The organism is Streptomyces canus (genome assembly GCF_030815415.1).
GTDB lineage: Bacteria > Actinomycetota > Actinomycetes > Streptomycetales > Streptomycetaceae > Streptomyces > Streptomyces canus_F.
In genome coordinates, this window is sequence record NZ_JAUSWW010000001.1 from 1,750,980 (window position 1) to 1,773,643 (window position 22,664).

At 71.1% G+C, this 22,664-nt stretch carries 23 protein-coding genes and 1 tRNA gene; 9 read left to right on the forward strand and 15 right to left on the reverse strand.

Annotation, left to right across the window (positions count from 1 at the left end; translation table 11 throughout):
* Positions 1-161 precede the first annotated feature (161 nt).
* A complete protein-coding gene (locus QF037_RS08215) occupies positions 162-410 on the forward strand; it encodes a hypothetical protein (protein ID WP_307023336.1) in 249 nt (82 codons plus the stop codon).
* A gap of 87 nt (positions 411-497) precedes the next feature.
* On the opposite strand, the gene QF037_RS08220 is transcribed toward QF037_RS08215, so the two are convergent.
* The 11 genes from QF037_RS08220 to QF037_RS50905 form a co-directional block, all read right to left on the reverse strand.
* Positions 498-1,634, reverse strand: a complete 1,137-nt coding sequence (locus QF037_RS08220) for an LLM class flavin-dependent oxidoreductase (RefSeq protein WP_307023338.1) — start codon at positions 1,632-1,634, stop codon at positions 498-500.
* Positions 1,627-2,700 (reverse strand): LLM class flavin-dependent oxidoreductase, encoded by a 1,074-nt coding sequence (locus QF037_RS08225; protein WP_307023340.1) that lies wholly within the window; start codon positions 2,698-2,700, stop codon positions 1,627-1,629. The genes QF037_RS08220 and QF037_RS08225 overlap by 8 nt, the downstream gene beginning before the upstream one ends.
* Complete coding sequence (locus tag QF037_RS08230; protein WP_307023341.1) at positions 2,697-4,073, reverse strand: NtaA/DmoA family FMN-dependent monooxygenase; 1,377 nt, start codon at positions 4,071-4,073, stop codon at positions 2,697-2,699. The genes QF037_RS08225 and QF037_RS08230 overlap by 4 nt, the downstream gene beginning before the upstream one ends.
* A 22-nt stretch (positions 4,074-4,095) precedes the next feature.
* Entirely contained in the window at positions 4,096-5,343 is a 1,248-nt protein-coding gene (locus tag QF037_RS08235; protein ID WP_307023343.1) for an LLM class flavin-dependent oxidoreductase, read from the reverse strand.
* Positions 5,344-5,376: 33 nt separating this feature from the next.
* Complete coding sequence (locus QF037_RS50900; RefSeq protein ID WP_373463686.1) at positions 5,377-5,505, reverse strand: putative leader peptide; 129 nt, start codon at positions 5,503-5,505, stop codon at positions 5,377-5,379.
* On the reverse strand, positions 5,502-6,236 hold the full coding sequence (locus QF037_RS08240; RefSeq protein WP_307023346.1) for a GNAT family N-acetyltransferase: 735 nt from the start codon (positions 6,234-6,236) through the stop codon (positions 5,502-5,504). Before QF037_RS08240 ends, QF037_RS50900 begins: the two co-directional genes overlap by 4 nt.
* Before the next feature lie 19 nt (positions 6,237-6,255).
* A complete protein-coding gene (locus QF037_RS08245) occupies positions 6,256-7,278 on the reverse strand; it encodes an ABC transporter substrate-binding protein (protein ID WP_307023348.1) in 1,023 nt (340 codons plus the stop codon).
* A gap of 125 nt (positions 7,279-7,403) precedes the next feature.
* Positions 7,404-8,189 (reverse strand): amino acid ABC transporter ATP-binding protein, encoded by a 786-nt coding sequence (locus QF037_RS08250; protein ID WP_307023350.1) that lies wholly within the window; start codon positions 8,187-8,189, stop codon positions 7,404-7,406.
* Positions 8,186-9,169, reverse strand: coding sequence for an amino acid ABC transporter permease (locus tag QF037_RS08255; protein ID WP_307023352.1), 984 nt, complete (start codon positions 9,167-9,169; stop codon positions 8,186-8,188). The genes QF037_RS08250 and QF037_RS08255 overlap by 4 nt, the downstream gene beginning before the upstream one ends.
* Positions 9,170-9,607: 438 nt before the next feature.
* On the reverse strand, positions 9,608-10,474 hold the full coding sequence (locus QF037_RS08260) for a glutathione S-transferase C-terminal domain-containing protein (protein ID WP_307023354.1): 867 nt from the start codon (positions 10,472-10,474) through the stop codon (positions 9,608-9,610).
* Between the two features lie 110 nt (positions 10,475-10,584).
* Positions 10,585-10,707: a putative leader peptide gene (locus tag QF037_RS50905; RefSeq protein ID WP_323185116.1), complete on the reverse strand. Its 123-nt coding sequence runs from the start codon at positions 10,705-10,707 to the stop codon at positions 10,585-10,587.
* 174 nt (positions 10,708-10,881) lie between these two features.
* On the opposite strand from QF037_RS50905, the gene QF037_RS08265 reads away from it, so the two are divergent.
* Positions 10,882-11,691 (forward strand): hypothetical protein, encoded by an 810-nt coding sequence (locus tag QF037_RS08265; RefSeq protein WP_307023356.1) that lies wholly within the window; start codon positions 10,882-10,884, stop codon positions 11,689-11,691.
* Between the two features lie 4 nt (positions 11,692-11,695).
* Positions 11,696-11,992 (forward strand): DUF1905 domain-containing protein, encoded by a 297-nt coding sequence (locus QF037_RS08270; RefSeq protein WP_307023358.1) that lies wholly within the window; start codon positions 11,696-11,698, stop codon positions 11,990-11,992.
* Here QF037_RS08270 and QF037_RS08275 read toward each other — a convergent pair.
* Entirely contained in the window at positions 11,985-12,848 is an 864-nt protein-coding gene (locus QF037_RS08275) for an LLM class flavin-dependent oxidoreductase (protein ID WP_307023360.1), read from the reverse strand. The genes QF037_RS08270 and QF037_RS08275 overlap by 8 nt on opposite strands.
* A 377-nt stretch (positions 12,849-13,225) precedes the next feature.
* Here QF037_RS08275 and QF037_RS08280 point away from each other — a divergent pair, with 377 nt between their 5' ends.
* The 3 genes from QF037_RS08280 (at position 13,226) to QF037_RS08290 (ending at position 17,242) form a co-directional block, all read left to right on the forward strand.
* Positions 13,226-14,350 (forward strand): chitinase, encoded by a 1,125-nt coding sequence (locus tag QF037_RS08280; protein WP_307023362.1) that lies wholly within the window; start codon positions 13,226-13,228, stop codon positions 14,348-14,350.
* 15 nt (positions 14,351-14,365) lie between these two features.
* Positions 14,366-15,145, forward strand: a complete 780-nt coding sequence (locus QF037_RS08285) for an NPP1 family protein (RefSeq protein ID WP_307023364.1) — start codon at positions 14,366-14,368, stop codon at positions 15,143-15,145.
* A gap of 135 nt (positions 15,146-15,280) precedes the next feature.
* Positions 15,281-17,242: a right-handed parallel beta-helix repeat-containing protein gene (locus tag QF037_RS08290; RefSeq protein WP_307023366.1), complete on the forward strand. Its 1,962-nt coding sequence runs from the start codon at positions 15,281-15,283 to the stop codon at positions 17,240-17,242.
* A gap of 53 nt (positions 17,243-17,295) precedes the next feature.
* On the opposite strand, the gene QF037_RS08295 is transcribed toward QF037_RS08290, so the two are convergent.
* A tRNA-Pro gene (locus tag QF037_RS08295) sits at positions 17,296-17,369 on the reverse strand.
* A gap of 72 nt (positions 17,370-17,441) precedes the next feature.
* The gene (locus QF037_RS08300; RefSeq protein WP_307023368.1) at positions 17,442-18,884 is read right to left on the reverse strand and encodes an MFS transporter; all 1,443 of its coding nucleotides are present in this window, start codon (positions 18,882-18,884) and stop codon (positions 17,442-17,444) included.
* 174 nt (positions 18,885-19,058) lie between these two features.
* Between QF037_RS08300 and QF037_RS08305 the strand changes: the two genes are divergently transcribed.
* From QF037_RS08305 to QF037_RS08315, 3 genes are read left to right on the forward strand one after another with little or no spacing between them, the layout of a single operon-like run.
* A complete protein-coding gene (locus QF037_RS08305) occupies positions 19,059-19,637 on the forward strand; it encodes a TetR/AcrR family transcriptional regulator (RefSeq protein ID WP_307023370.1) in 579 nt (192 codons plus the stop codon).
* 34 nt (positions 19,638-19,671) lie between these two features.
* Positions 19,672-20,589: an alpha/beta hydrolase fold domain-containing protein gene (locus QF037_RS08310; protein WP_307023372.1), complete on the forward strand. Its 918-nt coding sequence runs from the start codon at positions 19,672-19,674 to the stop codon at positions 20,587-20,589.
* A 28-nt stretch (positions 20,590-20,617) separates the two neighbouring features.
* Complete coding sequence (locus QF037_RS08315; RefSeq protein WP_307023374.1) at positions 20,618-21,361, forward strand: MBL fold metallo-hydrolase; 744 nt, start codon at positions 20,618-20,620, stop codon at positions 21,359-21,361.
* Positions 21,362-21,425: 64 nt separating this feature from the next.
* On the opposite strand, the gene QF037_RS08320 is transcribed toward QF037_RS08315, so the two are convergent.
* The gene (locus tag QF037_RS08320) at positions 21,426-22,640 is read right to left on the reverse strand and encodes an MFS transporter (RefSeq protein ID WP_307023376.1); all 1,215 of its coding nucleotides are present in this window, start codon (positions 22,638-22,640) and stop codon (positions 21,426-21,428) included.
* Positions 22,641-22,664: the final 24 nt, after the last annotated feature.

Genomic DNA, 22,664 nt, shown 5'->3' on the forward strand with positions numbered 1-22,664 from the left:
GCGATGCCGGCCACTGTCCGGCGCCGGGGGAAGCGGCGGTGGCAGTCTCCTTCGGGGGAGGGAGACTGCCACCGCCCACGCCGTTTGCCCTCGCCGAGGAGTCGCTGGACATACTGCTCGCGGCCGTTGCCGCCGCCGGTCCGCCCGCCTAGGATCCGTTCATGCTTGCTTCGGACGGTGGCACGGGCGATGAGCTGCGGGGTTTCCTTCTGACAGTCCTGTGGCTGCTGCCGGTCACGGCGGGGCTGTGTGCCGTGTCCTGTGGGATGTTCTACGGCGCCGGACGCAGGCTGCGGGCGGCCGGTGAGACGTACGCCGCGACCGCCAAGGCGCGGAACGCCGTGGCGACCGGGATGCTCGCCCTGTTCCTCGCCGGCTGCTGGGGTGCCGCCGCCCTGATCGTCCAGTAGCGACCGGCCGTCGGCGTACCGTCTCCGCCATCAACTCCGTTGCTTCCGGCGGTCCGAGGAGCGCCGGAAGTGTGGCCGGGCCGGGCATCAGCTCGACTGGGCGCAGTGACCTCGCTTGCGCCACTCCTCGGCGAGCAGTTCGTAGGAGCGCACCCGGTCGGTGTGACCGTGGGTGATGGTGGTGATGAGCAACTCGTCGGCGTCCGTGGCCTCCTGGAGCTGTTCGAGGCGGTCGGCGACCGTGGCCGGGGAACCGACGAACTGGGTGTCGAGGCGGTCCTGCACCAGCTCCCGTTCCTCGTCGGTCCATGCGTGGGCGCGGGCCTCGTCCGGCGTCGGGAACGGGATGGCGCCCTCGGCGGTGCGGATGCTGCGGACCCACGGGCCGTAGCCGGTGGCCAGTTCACGGGCGCTCTCGTCGTCCTCGGCGACCACGATATCGGCCGAGACGCTGACGTACGGCTTGTCGAGGGTGTCGGAGGGCTCGAAGAAGGACCGGTAGCCGTCCACGGCCTCCAGGACGGTGGCCGGGCTGACGTGGTAGTTCGCCGCGAACCGCAGGCCCCGCGCGCCCGCCGTCTCGGCGCTCGTGCCGCCGCTGCTGCCCAGGATCCACAGTTCGACGTCGGCCCCCTCGCCGGGCACCACGTGCGCCTCGATGCCCTCCGGGGAGCGGTAGGTGCCGGCCAGCAGGGCGAGGATGTCGTCGATCTGCTCGGCGTAGTCCTGCGACTCGGCACCGGGCAGCAGGAGCAGCTTGCGCTGGAGGGCGATCCGGGGTGAGCCGAGGAGGCGGGCGAAGGAGAAGCGGGGCGGGATGAGCAGGCCGTTCGGTGCCCGGCCCGCGGTCTCGGAGGAGGCGGCCGGCTTGTCCGCCGGTGGTCCGCCGCCCGAGCGGCCCAGGCCCAGGTCGAAACGGCCCGGGTGCAGGGCGTCGAGCAGACCGAACTCCTCGACCGTGTTCAGCGCGGTGCGATGGCCGAGCTGGACGGCGCCGGAGCCCAGCCGGATCGAGGAGGTCGCGGCGGCCGTCAGGGCGAGAACGACCGCCGGTGACGTGCCGGCCACGCCCGGGTTGAGGTGGTGCTCGGCGAACCAGTAGCGGGCGTAGCCGAACCGCTCGGCCTGCCGGGCGAGGTCGATGGAGTTGCGCAGGGCGTCGGCGGCGGTGGAGCCGCTCGAGACGGGGACCAGGTCCAGGACGCCGAGGGGGATCTCAGGCATGGGCGGGCTCCTCCCATGCGGGTTCCCAGGGGAACGGCGGATCCGGGATGTCGCGCCGCAGCACCGGAGCGACCTGAGCCTGGAACAGCTCCAGCGAGTCGCGGTGCTGAGTGTCCGTCAACCCGCTCGCGTCGGCGTGCAGATGGAGGACCGTGTGGCCGAACTGCTCGTGATAGCGCCGCACTTTGTCGATGATCTGCTGCGGGCTGCCGATCAATGCGGAGCTGCGTTCGACGAAGTCCCCGAGGGTCTCGAAGACGACCGGCAGTCCGAACTGCTTCTGGAACGCCAGGGTCGACTCGAAGATCGGCCGGTAGAGCTTCAGCGCCTCCTGGGAGGTGGGCGTCACCAGGAGCCCGGCCGTCCCGGCGCCGACCGCGATCCGCGCCGGGTCGTGCCCGTAGTGCTCCCAGCGCTCGCGGTAGTGGCGGATCAACTCGGCGTACGGCTCGATGGGGTGGGTGACGTTCGCCGAGAACAGCGGGTCGCCGTACCGTGCCGCGAGGTCCACCGACTCCTTGCTGGTGGCGCTGCCGTGCCAGACCCGGATCGGCCGTTGGTACGGTCTCGGCCACACCTCGGCGTCCGTCAGTTCCGGCCGGAAGCGGGTCTTGGCGGTGACCTTGTCCTGTCGCCAGATTTTCCGGAAGACCTCGTAGCTCTCGGCGTTGCGGTCCCACTGGTCCTCGGGTGTGACCTGGAACAGCTCACGTTGGGCGGCGCCGTTGCCCTTGCCGATGATCAGGTCGAGGCGGCCCTCGGAGAGATGGTCGAGGGTGGCGTAGTCCTCGTAGGCGCGCACGGGGTCGAGCAGGCTCAGGGTCGTGACCGCCGTGAAGAGCCGGATGCGCCGGGTCAGGGCGGCGATGTGGCTGAGGACGACGGTCGGTGAGGAGGAGATGAACGGCCGCTCGTGCCGCTCCCCCACCCCGAAGCCGTCGAAGCCCAACTCCTCGGCCAGCACAGCATTGTCGAGCACTTCACGGAACCGGTCGCGCGTCGGCTTCCGCACGCCCGTGACCGGGTCCGGCCGGTGCACGATCAGCGTGATGGCGAGGAACTTCACGACGCCACCCGCTGCTCGCCCCGCGTCTGGTCCGGGTGGGCGAGGCCGAGGTGGTCGCGCAGGGTCGTGCCCTCGTACTCGGTGCGGAAGACGCCCTGTTCCTGGAGCAGCGGGACGACCTGGTCGGCGAAGACGTCGAGGCCGGTCGGGGTGATGTGCGGGACCAGGATGAAACCGTCGCTCGCGTCGGCCTGGACGTAGTCGTTGATGGTCTTCGCAACCGTCGCCGGGGAGCCGACGAAGTTCTGCCGGTTGCCCGACTCGATGACGAGGTCACGGATGGACCAGTTGTTGGCGGCGGCGAGCTCGCGCCATTCGCGGGCGGTGGCCAGCGGGTCGCGGTACATACGGACCTGGGCGCGGCCCTTGGCGATGTGGTCGCCGCTGACGTCCGGGTCGATGTCGGGGAGCGGGCCCTCCGGGTCGTACGAGGAGAGGTCCCGGTTCCAGACGAACTCCAGGTGCTTGAGGGCGGTGGCCCCGCTGACCTGCTGGCGGCGCACCTCCTTGGCGAGTTCCTCGGCCTCCTCGTCGGTGTCGCCGAGGACGAAGCTCGCGGCGGGCAGGATCAGCAACTGGTCGTGGCGGCGGCCGTACTTGGCGAGGCGCTTCTTGACGTCCGTGTAGAAGTCCTGGCCTTCGTCCAGCGTGGCGTACCGGCTGAAGATGGCGTCTGCGCTCGACGCGGCGAACTCGCGGCCCTCTTCCGAGTCGCCCGCCTGGAAGATGACCGGGCGGCCCTGCGGGGAGCGGGGGACGTTGAACTGGCCGTGGATGTCGAAGTGTTGACCGGTGTGGACGAAGGAGCCGGCTTTGGCGTCCCGCAGGAACTGCCCCGAGGCCTGGTCGGCGAGGATCTCGTCGCCCTGCCACGAGTCGAAGAGCTCGTTCGCGGTGGCCAGGAACTCCTTCGCGCGGGAGTAGCGCTCCTCCTGCGGGAGGAAGCCGCCGCGGCGGAAGTTCTCGCCGGTGAAGGCGTCCCAGGAGGTGACCACGTTCCAGGCGGCGCGGCCGCCGGAGAGGTGGTCGAGGCTGGCGAACTGACGGGCCACCTCGTAGGGCTCGTTGAAGGTGGAGTTGATGGTGCCGGTCAGGCCGAGGCGGTCGGTGACGGCGGCGAGCGCGGCGAGGACGGTGAAGGTGTCGGGGCGGCCGACGACGTCCAGGTCGTAGATCTTCCCGCCCTGTTCGCGCAGCCTCAGTCCCTCGGCGAGGAACAGGAAGTCGAACTTGGCGCGTTCGGCGGTCTGCGCGAAGTGGGCGAAGGAGCTGAACTCGATATGGCTGCCGGCCTCGGGGTCGCTCCACACGGTGGTGTTGTTGACGCCCGGGAAGTGGGCGGCCAGATGGATCTGCTTCAGCGGCTTGGTCATGGCTCTGCGGGGTCCTTCCGGCTCAGGCGGCGTAGCGGTTGGCGGGGCGGGCGAGGCCCAGCAGACCGCGCAGGGTGTCGGCCTCGTAGGCGTCGCGGAAGGCGTCGCGGCGCTGGAGTTCGGGGACCAGGCCCCGGGTGATGGCCGGGAGGTCGTGGCCGAGGACGGCGGGGCGCAGCCGGAAGCCGGTCAGTCCGGCGGAGTGCAACTCCTGGAGGAGATCGGCGAGTTGGGCCGAGGTGCCGGTGAAGATGCGGGCGTCGCTCTCGTACGGCTCTCCCGCCGCGGCGTCGAGGCGCTCACGGCGTGCCGCGGCGGCCGCGGGGTCGTCGTCGAGGAAGACCACCAAGTCCCCGAAGATGTGCAGGGGTTGGTCGGCGCGGCCGGCCCTGTCCTGTTCGGCGCGGATCTCGGCGACGATGGCCCGGGCCTGGCCGGTGTCGTGCGGGGTGACGTAGCCGACGTCGGCCTGGCGGGCCACCAGCCGGTACGGGACGGTCTGGTGCGCGAGGGCGCTGACCAGGGGCTGGCCCTGCGGCGGGCGCGGGGTGATGGAGGGGCCCTTGACGCTGAAGTGCTTGCCCTCGAAGTCGATGTAGTGCAGCTTGTCGCGGTCGATGAAGCGGCCGGTGGCGACGTCCCGGATCTCCGCGTCGTCCTCCCAGCTGTCCCAGAGCCGGCGGACGGCCTCGACATGGTCGGCGGCCTCGTCGAAGAGATCGCTGACGAGTTCCTGTCCGGCGGGGCTCTGGAGCTCGGCCAGGCTCAGCGGCGGGACGGTGCGGCGCCCGAAGTGGTCGGCCTCGTCCGGGCGGGGCGAGATCTGCAGGCGCAGCCCGGCCCGGCCGGTGCTGACGTAGTCCAGGGTGGCGATCGCCTTGGAGATGTGGAACGGCTCGGTGTGGGTGGCGATCACGGTCGGCACCAGCCCTATGTGCCGGGTCAGGGGCGCGACGCGGGAGGCGATGAGTACGGCGTCCAGACGGCCGCGGACCTGGTCGGTGCGGCCGTCCAGCTCACCGAAGACCGACGACTGCAGACCGAGGCCGTCCTCGAAGGTCACGAAGTCGAGCAGGCCGCGCTCGGCCTCGGCGACCAGGTCGGCCCAGTAGGCGGCGGTGAACACGTCCCGGGGGCGGGCGACCGGCTCACGCCAGGAGGCCGGGTGCCAGCCGGTGCCGTCGAGGGCCACGGCGAGGTGCAGGGAGGAAGAAGGGGACACGAGTGGGTGCCTTCCTGGAGATCCGTACGAGATCACCGGCCCGGGCATGCGGCACTCAGGGCACGGTGGCGGAGAAGGAGGTCAGGGGCGACAGAGGGCGCCGGCGACACGCTGGAGGTCGATGTAGGGACGGGAGTGCAGAAGGAGTCGGTCGATGTGCCGCACGTCCCCGCCTCCCGCCCTGGTGGTGCGTGTCTCGTCCCGACTCACAACGCCCTCGCCCGGGCATCTGTTCCCGGCGTGCGTACCTGGAGGATGGTCGTCCGGCGGCGCAGGGTGAAGCCGATCGACTCGTACAGCCGGATCGCGGTGGCGTTGTTCGCGGCGGCGTGCAGGAACGGGGTCTCCCCGCGCTCCCTGATGCCCGCCGCGACCGCGCGCACCAGACGGGTGCCGAGGCCCCGGCCACGGTGCGCCGGGTCGGTGCAGACGGCGCTGATCTCGGTCCAGCCGGGCAGGTGGAGCCGTTCGCCGGCCAGGGCTACGAGCCGGCCGTGGTGCCGGATGCCGAGGTAGGTGCCGAGGTGGACGGTGCGGGCGAGGAAGGGTCCTGGTCCGGTGCGGGCGACCAGGTCCAGGATGTCGGGTACGTCGTCGGGGCCGAGCCGTACGGCCTCCGGGGCGGGTTCGGCCCGCAGGTGGGTGTCGACGAGCTGGACGCCCTGGCCGCCGCCGACGACGTCCCATCCGTCGGGGGCGGTCTCGACTCCCTTGACCCGTGCGGTGGTTGCCGGGCCGAGGAGGGTGTGCAGGTCGCTCCAGGCGGCCGGATCCGCCGGGTCGGCGAGCGCGGCGAACGCGTACACGTCCGCCGGGTAGCGCGCCGCCCGGCCCGTCCGCTCGGCGAAGGCCGCGTGCGGTCCGTCCAGGGCGGCCCAGACGGGGTTGTCCAGGAGACGGGTTCCGAGGGCGATCTGGTGGACCACGACGGCCTTTCTCACAGCGCGTTCTGACGGATGATCAGGAGTTGGTGAGCGGTAGCCCGGGCGGGTTGATCTCGGACTTGGCGACGGCCTCGCCCGAGAGGTTCCAGGCCTTGAGCCACTTCGCGTACTGACCGTTCTCGATCAGGTGGTTGATCGCGGCGGCCAGCGGCTTCGCGAGGCCGCTGTCCTTCTTGGCGGTCGCGGCGATCAGACCCTGGAGGCTCTCGCCGGCACCCGAGAACTGGCCCGCGACACGAGTCGCCTGGGGCGAGTTGGCGGTCTGCGTCGCGTGGTAGGAGAGGTTCGGGCTGGGGCCGAAGTAGGCGTCGATCTTGCCGCTGTTCAGCGCCAGGTAGAGGCTGTTGGTCTCCTGGAAGTACTTGACGGTGAGCTTCTTGCCCTCCTTCTCCAGCTTCGCCTTCCACTCCAGGAGGAGCTTCTCCTGGTTGGTGCCGTTGCTGACGGAGACCGTCTTGCCGGCGAGGTTCTCGTAGTTGTTGTCGAAGTTCCAGGTGTCGTCCTTCTTCACCTCGAACGCGAGATCGTCCTTGCGGTAGGAGGCGAACTCGTACTTCTGCTTGCGCTCCTCGGTGTCGGTGACGTTGGAGAAGGCCACGTCGACCTTGCCGCTGTCGAGGCCGATGAACAGGTTCTCCCACGTCGACCGCCGCACCTGCGGCTCGAGCCCGAGGACGGCGGAGACCAGGCGGGCGAGGTCGATCTCGGAACCGGTGAGCGACTTCTGGTCGCTGCCGATGAAGCCGAGCGGCGGGCTGCCGGAGGGCAGGGTGCCGGACCCGATGACCAGCTTGCCGCTCTTCTTGATGTCGTCGGGCAACAGGGAGCTGATGGACTTCACCTCGGCGACCTTCAGGGCGGTCTCGGTGGCCGCGCCGTTGGAGAGCCGGCCCACGGTCACCGTGCCGGCGGTGTCGGAGGTCTTGGTCGCGGCGTCACTCTCGCCCCCGCAGGCGGCGAGCCCGGCGGCGAGGGTGACGGCGGCGGTGGCCGCGGTGATGCCCCGTATCAGGCTGCGTCGGGAGAACTGGGTAGGCATGACTGTCCTTTGTGGCTGGGAGAGGGTGGTGAGGGTGATGCCGTGGGGGAAGTCGTGGGGGGAAGTCGTGGGCGGTGCTCAGCACACCGCGTGTCAGAACACGGCGTGTCAGAACACCTCGCGGGTCAGAGCACCTTGCTGAGGAAGTCCCGGGTCCGCTCGTGCCGCGGCCTGTCCAGGACCTCGGCGGGCGGGCCCTGTTCGACGATCCGGCCGCCGTCGATGAAGACGACCCGGTCGGCGATCTCCCGGGCGAAGCCGATCTCGTGGGTGACGATCACCAGGGTGGTGCCGCTCTTCGCGAGGTCCTTGATGACGGCGAGGACCTCGCCGACGAGTTCGGGGTCGAGGGCGGAGGTGGGCTCGTCGAAAAGGATGACGCCGGGCCGCAGCGCGAGGGCGCGGGCGATAGCCACACGCTGCTGCTGTCCGCCGGACAGCTGCCGCGGATAGGCGGCCGCCTTGTCGGCGAGGCCGACCCGGTCCAGGAGTTCGCGGGCGAGTTGCCGGGCCGCGGTCCGGTCGAGCTGTCCGGTGGCCGCCGGGGCCGCGGCGACGTTCTCCAGGACGGTCAGGTGCGGGAAGAGGTTGAAGTTCTGGAAGACGAACCCGATCCTGCTGCGCTGGGCGAGGATGGCACGCTCGCTCAGCTCCTTGAGCCGGTCGCCGTGCCGGCGTACGCCGATCAGCTCGCCGTTGATGCTGACGTGGCCGATCTCCGGCTTCTCCAGGTGGTTGACGACCCGGAGCAGGGTGGACTTGCCGGAGCCGGACGGGCCGAGGATCACGGTGACCTCGCCGGGCCGCACGCTCAGGTCGACGCCGTCCAGGACCCGATGGGTCCCGTACCACTTGTGCACGTCATGGACCTCGACGGCGGCGGGCACGGCCTTGACGGTCGCGGTGGTCATACGGCGGCCTCCCTGCGGATACGGGCGCGCAGGTCGGTGAGGGCGGTGCGCAGCTTCTGCAACGGGGTCGGCGGCAGGGTGCGGGTGGCGCCCCGGGCGAAGTACCGCTCGACGTAGAACTGGATGACGGAGACGACCGTGGTCAGGATGAGGTACCAGACGGTGACGACCAGCAGCAGCGGCACGATGTCGCCGGGGTAGGTGGCGCCCATGGTCTGGGCGGCGCCGAACAGGTCGAGCAGCGAGACGTAGAACACCAGCGAGGTGGCCTTGACCAGGTCGATGAGCTGGTTGACGTAGTTCGGCGTGATGGAGCGCAGGGCCTGCGGGAAGACGACCTTGCGGAACTGGTAGCCCTTCGGCAGCCCGAGCGCGGCGGCCGCCTCGTGCTGGCCCTGGTCGACGGAGAGGATGCCGCCGCGGACCGCCTCGGCCGCGTACGCCGCCTGGTTCAGGCTCAGCCCGACGACGGCGACGGCGATGTCGGTGGCGAGCCGGGACTCGTCGAAGGTGAAGAAGGCCGGCCCGAAGGGGACGCCCACGCTGAGCGTCTGGTACAGGGCGCTGAAGTTGTAGAGGAAGAGCAGGATGACGATCAGCGGGATGGAGCGGAACGTCCAGATGTAGGTCCAGCTGACCGCCCGCAGGACGGGGCTCTTCGAGAGCCGGGCCAGCGCGAGGACGATACCGCCGAGGAGGCCCAGCACCGCGCTGTAGGCGGTGACTTCGAGGGTGATCAGCAGTCCGTCGAGGATCGTCGGCCGCAGGAACCAGTAGCCGAACCGGTCCCACTGGTAGAAGGGGTTCGACACCAGGCCGTGCACGAACTGGGCGGTGAGGACTAGGACGACGGCGGTGGCGATCCAGCGTCCGGGGTGCCGCAGCGGCAGAACCCGCTGCGCGGTCAGCTCTTTTGACGGGGTGTCGGCGACCGGCGGTGGCTCCGTGACGGAGACGGCGGCGCCTGGGGGTTCACTCATGAGGGGCTCCGGCGGGATCGGATCCCCCGGACACGGGCGCACGGAACGTGGCTACGACGGCCGTTCTACGGCGGGTCGTGGCACACGGGGACGCACGGGAACCGGGGGCTGGGCGGACAACGGCACACCGCGCGGGCGGTGTTCGTCGGGAACGCGGGGGCTGCGGAGGGGGACGTCAGCCCCGACAGCGGGCTCGGCCCGGTGCGGTACACAGTGCGCTGTTCACGCGCAGGAGGTCGACGGAGCGATCGGCGACAAGGAGGTTCGCGTACGGCGGTACGCAGCTCGAGGTACGGCGCGTGGCCGTCCTGGGAGCTGCGTACATGTCCGTCACCGTCATCGTTCTCAGGGGCCGCCAAGGCCCTTCTGCGTCAAGAGTGCCGTAAGTGAAGCCAGTTGTCCGAGCGTCTGTCAACGCCGGTCCACCAGGTGGAACGTCTAGCGGGTCCGCGCGGTGTGCGCCGCCCAGTCCAGGATCTGCACGGCCGATCCCGCGGCCTCCAGGCCGCGGCAGTGGGCATGGTGGCGACGGGCGATGCCGTCGAGGTCGAGGTGCGCGCCGAAGGCGGGGTGGGCCGCCAGCCGGCGGGCGTACGCCCACAGTGCGGGGTGGGCGGCGATCCGCTGCACGGCGGAGGCGTCCAGGTGATGGCGGTGCACGGTGTCGAGCTGGACCAGCGTGACCCACAACTCGACGTCCGCGGCGGTGATCTGATCCCGGATCAGGTACTCCCGTCCGGTGAGCCAGCGCTCCAGCGAGGCCAGGGTCTCCAGCAGCGTGTCGAGCGCCGCGGCACGCGCGTCCGGGTCGGTGCCCGCCGTACCGGCCTCCTGCGCGGCCCGCTCGATGCCCTGGGCGCACAGCCGCTCCACGGCCTCGGTCTCCGACTCCGCGCCGCACGGGTACAGCGCCGGGCGGTCGCCGTCGAAGCGGGCGAGGTCGCGGGTGATGTCCGGGGCATGGGTGCTGACGATGCGGCCCGACCAGTCGTCGCTGAGCACGGGGCCGACGGCGGCGCCCTTGTAGCGGTGCGCGCTGGCCTCGTAGAGGGGGCGCAGCGCCGTGTGGCCGCCGTCGGGACAGTCGGGGATCGCGTCGAGGAACGTCACGGGACAGGCGTCGTCGAGGCCGAGCAGGCTGTGGACGACGGCGATGCGCAGTCCGTCCGGACAGGCGGGCGACAGATGCAACCGGTAGCGGCGCGGCACGGCGTAGTGCCCGCTGCGCGCGTCCCGGCCGATCCGGCCCCGGAACGCGGCGGTGGACTGCGCGGTCGAGGCGGGGGCGAGCGGTGTGACGGACATGGATCTCCCCGGGTTTGGGCGCGCGGACGTACGCGCGGTGGAAGCGACGTCGGGCCAGGACAGGGGGGTGCGCCGGTGCGCGGCGGCGGGGGTGCGGAGACGGGCGGGGCTCAGCCGAGCCGGCGGATCGCGCTGCAGACGCGCTGCAGGTCGATGTGGCGGCGGGAGGTCAGAAGAGGCGACGGCCGAGAGGTACGGCTCACTCGGCCGACTGCCGACTCAAGGCGCCTCATGTTTCCCTACCTGTTCACTAGGATTCCCATCTGGAGTGTCGATCGGCCGCGCGAGGACGTCAAGAGGGCGTCCACGAGGCGGTCACCGAGGCGGGTGGGGACGTCCGTCTTCTGGGGTGCGACGACGCTGGCACTCTGGGAGCGCGGCCGACGATCCAGGCGGGGGCGGGCTCCATGGCATTGCTGCGCGAGCGCCATCTGAACGCGTCCACGATCGGCGCCACGGGCCACGCCGCCGCCGCGTTGCGGCTGTTCACCGGGCTGGAGGCGGACTGCCGTTCCCGGCTCGGGGACGACGCCTGGTTCACGCTCGTCGTACGGCACGGTGTCGCGTACTGGACAGGCGTGCGCGGCCGGGCCCGGCAGGCCAGACAGCAGAGCCAGGACCTGCTGGACGTGTACCGGGAGCGACTCGACGACCGCGACCACCGGGCCCTACGGCTGCTGCGCGACGATCTCGCCCGCTGGACCGGAGAGCCGGGCGGCGCCCAGGACGCCGCGCGGCGGTACACCGAACTCCACCGCGACACCGACCGGATCCTGGGCCCGGAGGCTCCGGAAACCCTCCTGACCCGCCACAACACGGCCTACTGGGCGGCAGCCCACAGGGCCCGCGCCCGCGCCCGCGCCCTGGCCGATTGCCGCGCCCTCCTCGACGACGAGCACCGGGTCAACGGTCCGGCCCATCCGCACACCCTCGCCGTACGTCACAACATCGCGGGCTGGACCGAGGCCGAGGGCGAACCCCGGGAATCGCTGGGCCTGTTCACCACCCTTCTCGAGGACCGCACCGCCGCCCTCGGCCACGAACACCCGCACACCCTCCTCAACGCCTTCCATGTGGGCCGACTGACCCGGCACCACCGGAACGCGTCGGCCGGGGACACCCGACTCGTCGAGCTGTTGCCCCTCTTCACGCGCGTTCTCGGCGGGGACCACCCCTGGACGCGGCGGCTGCACCGGGAGCTCCGGGCCGGACAATGACCTCATGGAGCTCTCCTTCACCGGCCGTGTCATCGAATGGCGTGGTCCGGCGCCCTACTACTTCCTCCCCGTTCCGGACGAGGAGTCCGCCGACATCCGCGAGGTGGCCGCGATGGCCTCCTACGGCTGGGGGGTGATCCCGGTCGAGGCACGCATCGGCGCGACCACCTTCACGACATCGCTCTTTCCCAGGGACGGCCGCTATCTGCTGCCGCTCAAGAACGCCGTACGCAAGCCGCAGAGCATCGCGGCCGGGGACGACGTCTCCGTGCGGCTGACCGTCCTGCTCCGACTCAGATGATCGCCTCGGCGAGCAGGTCGATCTGGTCGAGCCCCGATCCGGTGGGAACGAAGATGAGTTCGTCGCAGCCGCCGGCCGCGAACGCGTCGACGTAGGACGTGACCATCTCCGCGCTCACCGCGGCACTGTCCGCGATCTGCCGGGCGAAGTCGCCGAGGAAGCCGTAGTAGTCCAGCAGGTAGGCGTCCGCCTGCGTGCGGGCTTCGGGGCCCAGCCCGAAGTAGGCCAGCGACAGCTTGCGCGGCGTGCCCGCGCGCCCCGCCTTCTGCCAGGCGGCGTCGACACCGGCCGCGGCCTCGGCGAACGTGTCCGGCGAACCGCCGCCCATGATCCAGCCGTCGGCGAACTCGGCGACGCGCCTGAAGCTTGCCTCCGTGGAACCGCCCAGGATGAGTTCGGGGCCGCCCTCGCGCCCCGGGCGGGGCCCGATCGCTCCGGCGAACCCGTACTCCTCTCCGGCCCAGACGCGCTTCATCTCGGCGAGCTGCTCGTCCAGGCGCCGACCCCGGCCTTGCGTGGACACGCCGCTGGCCGCGTAGTCGTCGTCGCGGGCGCCCAGCCCCACACCGAGGACGAAACGGCCGCCCGATATCCGCTCCAGCGAGGCGGCCTGCTTCGCGAGCAGGGCGGAGTTCGTGTAGAGCGGCGCCAGCAGCACGCTGGTGGTGAGCCGTATCCGGCTGGTCACCGCGGCCGCGGCGGTGAGGGCGATCAGTTCCTCGTAACCGCCGTACACCAGCCGTCCGATGGTGCCGAGGGTGCTGAATCCGGCCTCTTCCGCCCGCCGGGCCCAGTCGAGAAGGGACTGGGGATCGGTGCCGGGCACCGTGTTGGGCAGGCCGATTCCGATGTCCATGTGGGCCTCCGTTCATGGGGAACGCACAGTCGACGCCATCATGCCTTCGCCTGCCGCGGTCGCGGGACGGGTACGCACAGGCCAACCGGCCGGAAGTCACCGGTGGCCGCCCCGCCACGGCAATCCGCAGCGCGCCGGGACCGGACCAATGCCGGCCCTGCCGGGTGGGCTCCTCCCGCACGCCGGACGCCCTCTACTGCCGCAGACTCGGCTGACCCGGTCAGGCCGCGCCGACGGCGGACCCGGAGCCTCAACTCGCCTACTTCAATACTTACTTCATCCCTTGACGCGACTGGTCCATACCTTTAGCTTCACGGGTCAGCACCGCCACCTGCGACGCACTCACCCCCCGACACACCCCAGGAGCGTCCTCAGCCATGCCCCTCTCCGATCGCATAAGGTCCCGCACCCGGCTCACGGTCCTCGGCGCGCTCTTCGCCATCCTCGCCGCCCTGTTCACCGCGACACCCGCCCAGGCGGCCACCGGCTCGATCACCGGCCTCGCGGGCAAGTGCGTGGACGTCGCGAGCGCGAGCAGCGCCGACGGCACCGCCGTACAGCTCTACGACTGCAACGGAACAGGTGCCCAGATCTGGTCCAACTCCGGTGACGGCACCCTGCGGGCGCTCGGCAAGTGTCTGGACGTCGTCGACCGCGGCACCGGGGACGGCGCGGCGGTCCAGTTGTGGGGCTGCTCGGGCGGCGCCAACCAGCAGTGGGTGGTCACCGCGGCGCGCGACATCGTCAATCCGGCCGCGAACAAGTGCCTGGACGTCCGGGAGAACAGCAGCGCCAACGGCACGCGGCTGCAGATCTGGACCTGCTCCGGCGGGGCGAACCAGAAGTGGAACGCGCCCGCGAGCGGCGGCGGCACCACGCCGTCCGGGTTCGTCGTCTCCGAGGCCCAGTTCAACCAGATGTTCCCGAACCGGAATTCCTTCTACACCTACGGCGGCCTCACCGCGGCCCTCAGCGCCTACCCCGGGTTCGCGGGCACCGGCAGTGACACGGTGAAGAAGCAGGAGGCGGCCGCGTTCCTGGCCAACGTCAACCACGAGACCGGCGGACTGGTCCACATCGTCGAGCAGAACACCGCCAACTACCCGACCTACTGCGACTGGAGCCGCCCGTACGGCTGCCCGGCGGGCCAGGCCGCCTACTACGGCCGCGGACCGATCCAACTCAGCTGGAACTTCAACTACAAGGCCGCGGGCGACGCCCTCGGCATCGACCTCCTGGGCAACCCCTGGCTGGTGCAGAACGACTCGGCCGTGGCCTGGAAGACGGGCCTGTGGTACTGGAACACCCAGTCCGGCCCCGGCACGATGACCCCGCACAACGCCATGGTCAACCAGGCCGGCTTCGGGCAGACGATCCGCAGCATCAACGGCTCCCTGGAGTGCGACGGCAAGAACCCGGCCCAGGTGCAGAGCCGCGTCGACGCCTACAACCGGTTCACCTCGATCCTCGGCGTCGCGCCGGGCGCCAACCTCTACTGCTGACAAGGCGGCGCGAAGATGCCCGAGTCGAAGTTCCAGTTCAGACCCCTCGCCCAGACGCTCCTCGGCGCGTTCGGCGCGCTGACGTTCGTCGTGGCCGTCCCGGCCACCGCCCACGCGGACGTCCTGACCCTGCTCCCCCAGAACGCCGATGGCCTGGAGCAGACCTTCTCCCCCGCGTACGACTACGACCGCGACGGCTGCTACGCCACCGCTGCGATCGGCGCCGACGGCACCCTCAACCCCGGCCTCAAGCTCGGCGGCGACGTCAACGGCAAGTGCCACGACCCCGCCCAACTGGCCAACGCCAACACCTACTCACGGGCGAAGTGCAACAACGGCTGGTGTGCCGTGATGTACGCCGGCTACTTCGAGAAGGACCAGGCGACGCTCGGCCCGGCGGCCATCGGACACCGGCACGACTGGGAGCACGTAGTGGTGTGGGTCAACAACGACCAGGTCCAGTACGTGTCGGTGTCCCAGCACAGCGGCTACCAGGTGGCCGCCCGCTCGGCGGTTCGCTTCGACGGCACCCACCCGAAGATCGTCTACCACAAGGACGGCATCTCGACCCACTGCTTCCGCTTCGCCGGCAGCAACGACGAACCGGCGGAGAACGCCACCGGCACCTGGTTCTTCCCCCGGCTCGTCGGATGGAACGGCTATCCGGCCGGCTACCGCGACAAGCTGACCGGCGCGGACTTCGGCTCGGCGACCCTCAAGATCGACGACGGCGACTTCCCGTACCACCTCGCCGCCTCGAAGCCGTCGGGCATCCCCTTCGACCCGTACGCATGACAAGCGGGGCCGCGGTCCGCCTACTTTGGTAGCCGCCCGTGCCATCCGAGGAATGGTTCTTCCCTCGACGATCGCCCGATGCCCGCCATCTCCCGCTTCCCCCAGGGTGAAGACACAACTCACCCTGGGGGAAGCATGGTGATCCTGCACAGTCGGACGAGAGCGGGCGCGCCGACCGCGGTGGCGCTGGCGATGGCAGTGGCGATGACGGTCCTACCGACCTCGGCGTCGGCCGAACCGCCCGCAGTCCCACCGCAGTTGTACGTCGCCCCGTGGGGCAAGGACTCCTGGCCCGGCACCCTGGACCGCCCCTTCGCCACCCCGGCACGCGCACAGCAGGCCGCACGCGCCCGGGCACCGGAGAGGACGTCCGGCCTGGTGGTGAACCTGCGCGGGGGGACGTACACCCTCAAGGAGCCGCTGCGGCTGTCGGAAGCCGCGGGTGACTCCGGGGTGATCTACCAGGCGTACGGCTACGGGACCCCGCGGCAGGAGCGGGTCACCCTCAGCGGCGGCCGACGGATCTCCGGCTGGCGACCGGACCCGGGGCAGCGTGGGTTCTGGCGCGCGGACGTGGGCGGACTGGAAACCCGGCAGCTCTACGTCGACGGGCGCCGCGCCACCCGGCTCTCCCGCGAGGGCGCCGGCTTCGACGGCACGCTGAAGGTGACGAAGAGCGGCTACGTCACCACCAGCACCGCGCCGCGGAGCTGGAAGAACCCCGCCGACATCGAGTTCGTCTACCGCGGCGGCTATGTCGAGGGCCGCTGCGGAGTCGCCGCCGTCTCCGGCACCGCCATCACGATGGACCAGCCCTGCTGGGACCTGGCCCAAGCCCTGTACGGCGGGCCGGAGTTGCTCACGTCACCGACGGCCGTCGAGAACTCCCCCAGCTTCCGGCCCGAGCCCGGCAGCTGGTACCTCGACCGCTCCCGCCCCGGTCACCATGAGCTGCTCTGCTTCCCGCGCCCCGGTCAGGACATGCGCCGCGCCGAGGTGATCGCCCCGGTCCTGGAGAACCTGGTCACCGGCACCGGCCGACCGGGCCACCCCCTGCACGACGTCGGCTTCCGGGGCCTGACGTTCGCGGACGCCACCTGGCTGGCGCCCAGCGAGCCCGCCGGATTCCCCTCCGCGTGGAGCATGTATCTGCGGCCCGGAAAGGGCGACGACGCGCGGCTGCTGACGGTGCCCGGTGCGGTCGCCTTCCGCACCGCCGAGCGGATCACGCTGGAGGGCAACCGGTTCACCCGTCTCGGCGCCCAGGCACTGGAGTTGTCGCGGAACAGCTCGTACAACACCGTCGACGGAAACCTCATCGACGACGTCTCCGACGGCGGCATCCTGGTGGGAGTGGTCCCGCCGGACCAGAAAGGCACCAACCGCGGCAACCGGATCACCAACAACCGGATCCACCACATCGGCGCGGAGTACCACGCCGCCTCCGCCATCTGGGACACCGCGACCCAGCACACCACCATCGCGCACAACCAGGTCGACCACGTCCCCTACACCGGCATCCTGTCCGGCCCCGCCGACGATCTGCGCGGCATCATGCGCGGCAACCGCATCCTCGGCAACCGCGTCTTCGCGACGAACCGGCTCCTGGCCGACGGCGGCGGCATCTACCTGCGGGGCGAACAGGGCACCTCGTTCGCCGACGGCGCCGTCATCAGCGGCAACGCGGTGACCAGCAGCAAGTACGGCGAGTGGAACGTCGGGATCTACACCGACGACAGCACCAACTGGACCACCGTGGACGGCAACGCGGTCTACGACTATGTCGCCGCCATCGGCGGATGCAGCGAGGAGTGGGGCGACCGCCCCGTCCGCAACGTGCGCTACCGCGGCAACTTCTGGGACGACGCGGTGCCCTCGTGGCTGGAGCGGCGGGACTTCCCCGGGGCCTGGCCACCGGCCGACGAGGCACGCCCCGACGAGGGGTGCGGAGACCCGCACGACCTCGAGTTCACCGGCAACACCCTGCTGCCCCCGCGCGACCCCGGACAGGCCTGCGCGGCCGACGCCCGCTGCGCGGCCGTACTGGCGAGCGCCGGACCTCTGCCGCGGTACCGGCAGCGGCTGGGCATGCGCTGACGGAACGACGAAGGGCCTTCGCGGGCTGCTGCCCGCGAAGGCCCTTCACACCGTCGGGACGACAGGATTTGAACCTGCGACCCCTTGACCCCCAGTCAAGTGCGCTACCAAGCTGCGCCACGTCCCGGTGCGACTCCCCCGGGCGAACCGCGGGAACACGCAGGTAAACCCTACCGCATGGACGTGACGACGGCGGACGTCAGCCGCGTACGGCCGTCGGCCGGCCGGCCTGCGACGGTTCGCCCGTGGCCCGCGCCGTCCCGGTCGCACGGCCCGTACGGCGGACCGGCACCAGCAGGGCGGCCAGGGCGGCGGCGAGGCACAGGACCGCGAGCAGGGTGAAGCCGTGGGTGTAGCCGGAGCCGTACGGCAGCCCGGAGGGCTGGAGCCGCCCGGTGACCAGGACGCTGGTGACCGCGGCGCCGATGGAGCCGCCTATGGTGCGGATGTTGGCGTTCATACCGGTGGCGGCGCCGGTCTGCTCGGGCGGCACGCTGCCGACGATCAGGTTGGCCATCGAGGCGAAGGCCAGTCCGATGCCGAGGCCGAACACTCCCGCGACGACGGCGATCTGCCACTGCGCGGCGTGCCAGAGGGCGAGGAACCCGAGGGCCACCGCGCCGAGCGCGGCCCCGGTGGTGAGCAGCGCCTTCGCGCCGACCACGGGTGCCAGCCGGCCGCTCAGGATGCCGGAGCAGAACATCGCCAGCAGCATCGGCAGCATCAGCAGTCCGGAGGTCGTGACGCTCGCGCCGAAGCCGTACCCGGCCGAGCTCGGCGTCTGCACGAAGGCCGGCAGGAAGGACCAGAGCGCGTACATGCCCGCGCCGAAGAGGAACGCGACGGTGTTGGTCGTCCACACCGCGGGCAGTCGCATGACCCGCAGGTCGATCAGCGGGGAGCGCGAGCGGGCCTCGGCCAGCAGCCACAGCGCGAACAGGACGACGGCCACGGCGAACAGGCCGAGCACCCGGGCCGACCCCCAACCCCATGTGCCCGCCTGGCTCAGCGGCAGCAGCAGGGCCACCAGCCACGCCGACAGCAGGACGGCGCCGAGCCAACTGACCTTGCCCTCGGCCCGGTTGGGTGACTCGGGGACATAGCGCAGGGCGATCAGAGTGGTGGCCGCGACGACCGCGACGGGGATCCAGAACAGCCAGCGGTAGTCGAGCGCAGAGACGATGGGTCCGGCCGCGACGATGCCGACGCCGCCGCCCGCGGCGATCACGGCGGACAGGTTGCTGATGCTGCCGGGGACCTCGGACGGGGCGAACTCGTCGCGGATGATGCCGAAGGACAGCGGGAACAGGGCGCCGCCGACGCCCTGGACGACCCGGGCGACGATCAGCATGCCGATGTTCGGCGCCAGGGCGGCTAGCAGACAGCCGGCCAGGACGACCAGCAGGACGGCGACGAGGGTGCGCTTCTTGCCGATCAGGTCGCCGATGCGGCCGAGGATCGGGGTGAAGACCGAGGCGGACAGCAGATACGCCGTCATCACCCAGGTCGCGGTGGACTGCGAGGTGTGCAGCGCGTGCTGGACGGTCGGCAGGGCCGGCGCGATCAGCGACTGCAGCATGGCGAACACGCCGGCACCGGTCGCGAGGACCGCGAAGGTGAGGCGGGTGGACTTGCGGGGCATGGAGAGCCTCTCCGAACACAGAGTGCGGCCGGAGCCTCGTGGGAAGCGGTCGCGGAAAGGGCAGGGACGCGCCTCGACTGATAAAGTGGAGGCACGCCTCCACTCTAGTGGAGGCACACCTCCGCTTCAACCCGGAACGGAGGTGGACCTCCGTTTCAGCCCCGGGAGGCTTCCGTGACCGCCCAGCCGTCCCCCGTCAGCGAGATCGTCGCGACCCGCCGGCCCACCCGGAAGGACGCCGCCCGCAACTACGACGCTCTGCTGGCCGCCGCCCGCGAGGCCTTCGCGGAGCACGGGGCGGAGGCCTCCCTGGAGGACATCGCCCGACGGGCGGGCGTCGGCATCGGCACCCTGTACCGGAACTTCCCCACCAGGCGTCATCTCTTCGAGACCGTGTACGCGGACGAGGTGAACACCCTGGTGCGGGTCGCCGAGGAGGTGGCCGACCGGGAGCCCTGGGACGCCCTGACCGCATGGCTCGACCGGTTCGCGGGCTACATGGTCACGAAGCGGGCCGTCCGCGAGGCCCTCAACGACGAGTCGGAGATCTTCACGGCCTGCCGCGAGTCGATGTACGCGGCCGGCCGCCCCCTGTTCGCACGTGCCCAGCAGGCCGGCGAGGCACGCACGGACATGGACTTCGTCGAGCTGCTGCGCATGGTCGCGGGCATCACCGCGACAGCCTTCGACGACGACGCCCAGCGCAACCGGGTCATGTCGATCGCCCTGGACGGCGTTCGCACGAAGGTCTAGCTTCTCCTTGCCTGACTCAACTAAGTTCGGCCGCATGCCCCTCTTGGCTCGACCCTCGATCGCCGGCCTCGTGGCCAAGGCGATGCAGCGAGCGACCCGGCTGGCCGGCCGACGCCTGGCCATCTCGTCGTACGCACGCTTCCCTGAATACCCGCGCAAGGTCAGGGAGTTGACGATCCCGACGTCGGTCGCCCCAGCTCGGGCGACGGTCTATCTGCCCGCCGTGAGCGAGGACGCGGCGCCTGCGGTGCACGTCAACTTCCACGGCGGCGGATACGTCATGACGCTGACCGAGCTGGACGACCCGCTGTGCCGGTTCCTGGCCGCGGAGGCGGGCGTGGTCGTGATCAACGTGGACTACGTGGTCGCCCCGCAGCACCCGTTCCCGGCGCCGGCCCGGCAGGCCTACGAGGTCGTCCGCTGGGTCGCCGAGCACGGCACCGAGCAGGGCTGGGACGGCGGCCGGCTCACCGTGGGCGGGCAGAGCGCCGGCGGCGGGCTCGCGGCGGCCGTGGCCCGGCAGGCGCTGGAGGAGGCCGGGCCCGAGATCGCCCTCCAGGTCCTGCACTACCCGCCGCTCGACCTGGCGACCGGCATCCGGCGCAAGCGGGCGGCCATCGCCAAACCGATGCTGCGGCCCTGGATGGGCGACGTCTTCGACACCTCGTACATCCCGGACGTACGGGTGCGCCGCGACCGGCTCGCCTCCCCCGCGCACCCGTCGGACACCGCCGACCTGAAGGGCATCGCCCCGGCGCTGATCGTCACGGCCGAGTACGACATCCTCAAGGCGGAGGCGCAGAGTTACGCCGCCCGGCTGCGGGCCGTGGGCGCGCTGGCCGGGCACCATGACGTGACCGGCGCCGACCACGGCTACGACGGCAAGGACGAGGTGAAGGCACGGGAGTCGTACGCGCTCATCGCCCGGCACCTGCGGGAAGCCGTCGGCTGACGACCGAGCCGAACTAAGCTGCTGGGCCATGCGATTGACAGTTCTCGGCGGCTGCGGCGCCTGGCCCACCGCCACTCAGGCATGCAGCGGTTACGTGGTCGAGTACGACGGCTTCCGTCTCCTCGTCGACCCCGGATACGCGACGCTGCCGCGTCTGTTGGCGCGCCTCACCGTCGACGCCGTGGACGCCGTCCTGGTCAGCCACGGCCACCCCGACCACTGCGCCGACCTCAACCCGCTGCTCCGCGCACGGGCGTTGAGCGACGAGCCGCCGCCCGCCTTGCCGGTGTACGCCCCGCACGGGGCACTCGACGCCGTGCTCGCCCTCGACAAGCCGAGCATGCTCGCCGCCGCGTACCGCCTGCACGAGTTCCGCCCCGGCGACCGGCTGAGGATCGGCCCGTTCACCGTCGGCACCCGGCTCCTGCCGCACTTCGTGCCCAACGCCGGTCTCCGGATCAGCACTCCGGAGGCCGTGCTCGTCTACACCGGGGACACCGGTCCGAGCGAGGACATCCCGCGCCTCGCCGAGGGTGCGGATCTCTTCCTGTCCGAGGCGACGTACGTCCACCGGGTCCCGTCGCCCGGTGACGCCCCGTATCTGCTGACCGCGCGACTGGCGGGCCGGTACGCCCGACAGGCGGGTGCCGCACGGCTGTTGCTCACCCACCTGTGGCCGGGCACCGACCCGGGGGCGGCTCTGGAAGCGGCCGGTGAAGCCTTCGCCGGCCCCCTCGACATCGCCGCCCCGGACCTCGTCGTGGACCTCTGACATGCCGGAAGCCGGTCTCCGCAGCGCATGCGGTGACCGGCTTCCGTCCTTGCCCCCGACCCGGTCAGTGGGCGCCGACCAGCTCCTGGTCCGCACCGCTCCGCGCGGCCGGCTTGGAGCTGCGCAGTGCGGCGATGCCGATGAAGACCATGGACGACGGTCCGGCGATCGCGAAGGCGGTGAAGCCGAACTCCCCGTTGCCCGCGGCGAGCAGCTGACCGCCGGGCCACGGGCCGAAGACGGCGCCGAAGCGGCCCATGCCGGAGGTCCAGCCGACGGCGGTGGCACGGCTGTCCGGGGTGGAGGCGATCGAGACCGTCGCGTAGATCATCGTCTGGGCACTGTTGAGGAAGACTCCGGTGAGAAAGACGACCGCCATGGTCACGCCCATCGGCATGTGGACGCCGAGCAGGAAGACGCCCGCGGCGGTCAGCGCGAACCAGAGTGCCGAGATGCGCGGGGCACCGAAGCGGTCGGCCGCCCGGCCCGCGACGAGCATGCCCGCGATGCCGCCGAGGTTGAAGACGACGACGAAGGTCAGCGCGTTGGCGAGCTCGTAGCCCTCGGCGCGCATCAGGGTGGGCAGCCAGGTGGCGACTCCGTAGACCAGGAGCAGTCCGCCGAAGGAAGCGAGCCAGTACAGCAGGGTCTGGATCCACTCGCCGCCGCGGAACAGGTTGAGCAGCGAGTTCCAGCGCTCGGCCGCGGCCTGCCTGCCGCCCTTGGCGGCGGGCAGTTCGACGTCGTACCGCTCGGCCAGCGCGCGGGCCTCCTCGGTGCGGCCCTTGGCGACGAGGAAGCTCAGCGACTCGGGCAGGAACCTGGCGAGCACCGGCGCGAAGAGCAGCGGGAGCACGCAGACCCAGAAGGCGGCCCGCCAGCCGACGGGGTCGATGAGCCACTTGGCGACGTAGGCGGAGAGGATGCCGCCCGCGTGGTGGGCGGTCATCAGCAGGCCGATGACGAGGGCGCCGCGGCCGCGCGGGGCGTAGTCGCAGACCATGCTGATCGCGGTGGGCAGCAGGCCGCCGAGGCCGATGCCCGCCATGGCGCAGACGCCGGAGGCCAGCGAGAAGAGGGTCACGCAGACGACCATCAGCTTCTTGCGGCCGATGCGGTCGGCGACGGTGCCGGCGGTGAGCGCGCCGATCAGCATCCCGAAGGTGGCACAGGAGCCGAGGTCACCGGCCTGGTCGGCGGTGAGACCGAAGGTCTTCGTCTCCAGCAGGTGCGGCAGCACCGAGCCGTGGACGAACATGTCGAGGCCGTCGAAGAGCACGGCCGGCCAGCACAGACCGACGCG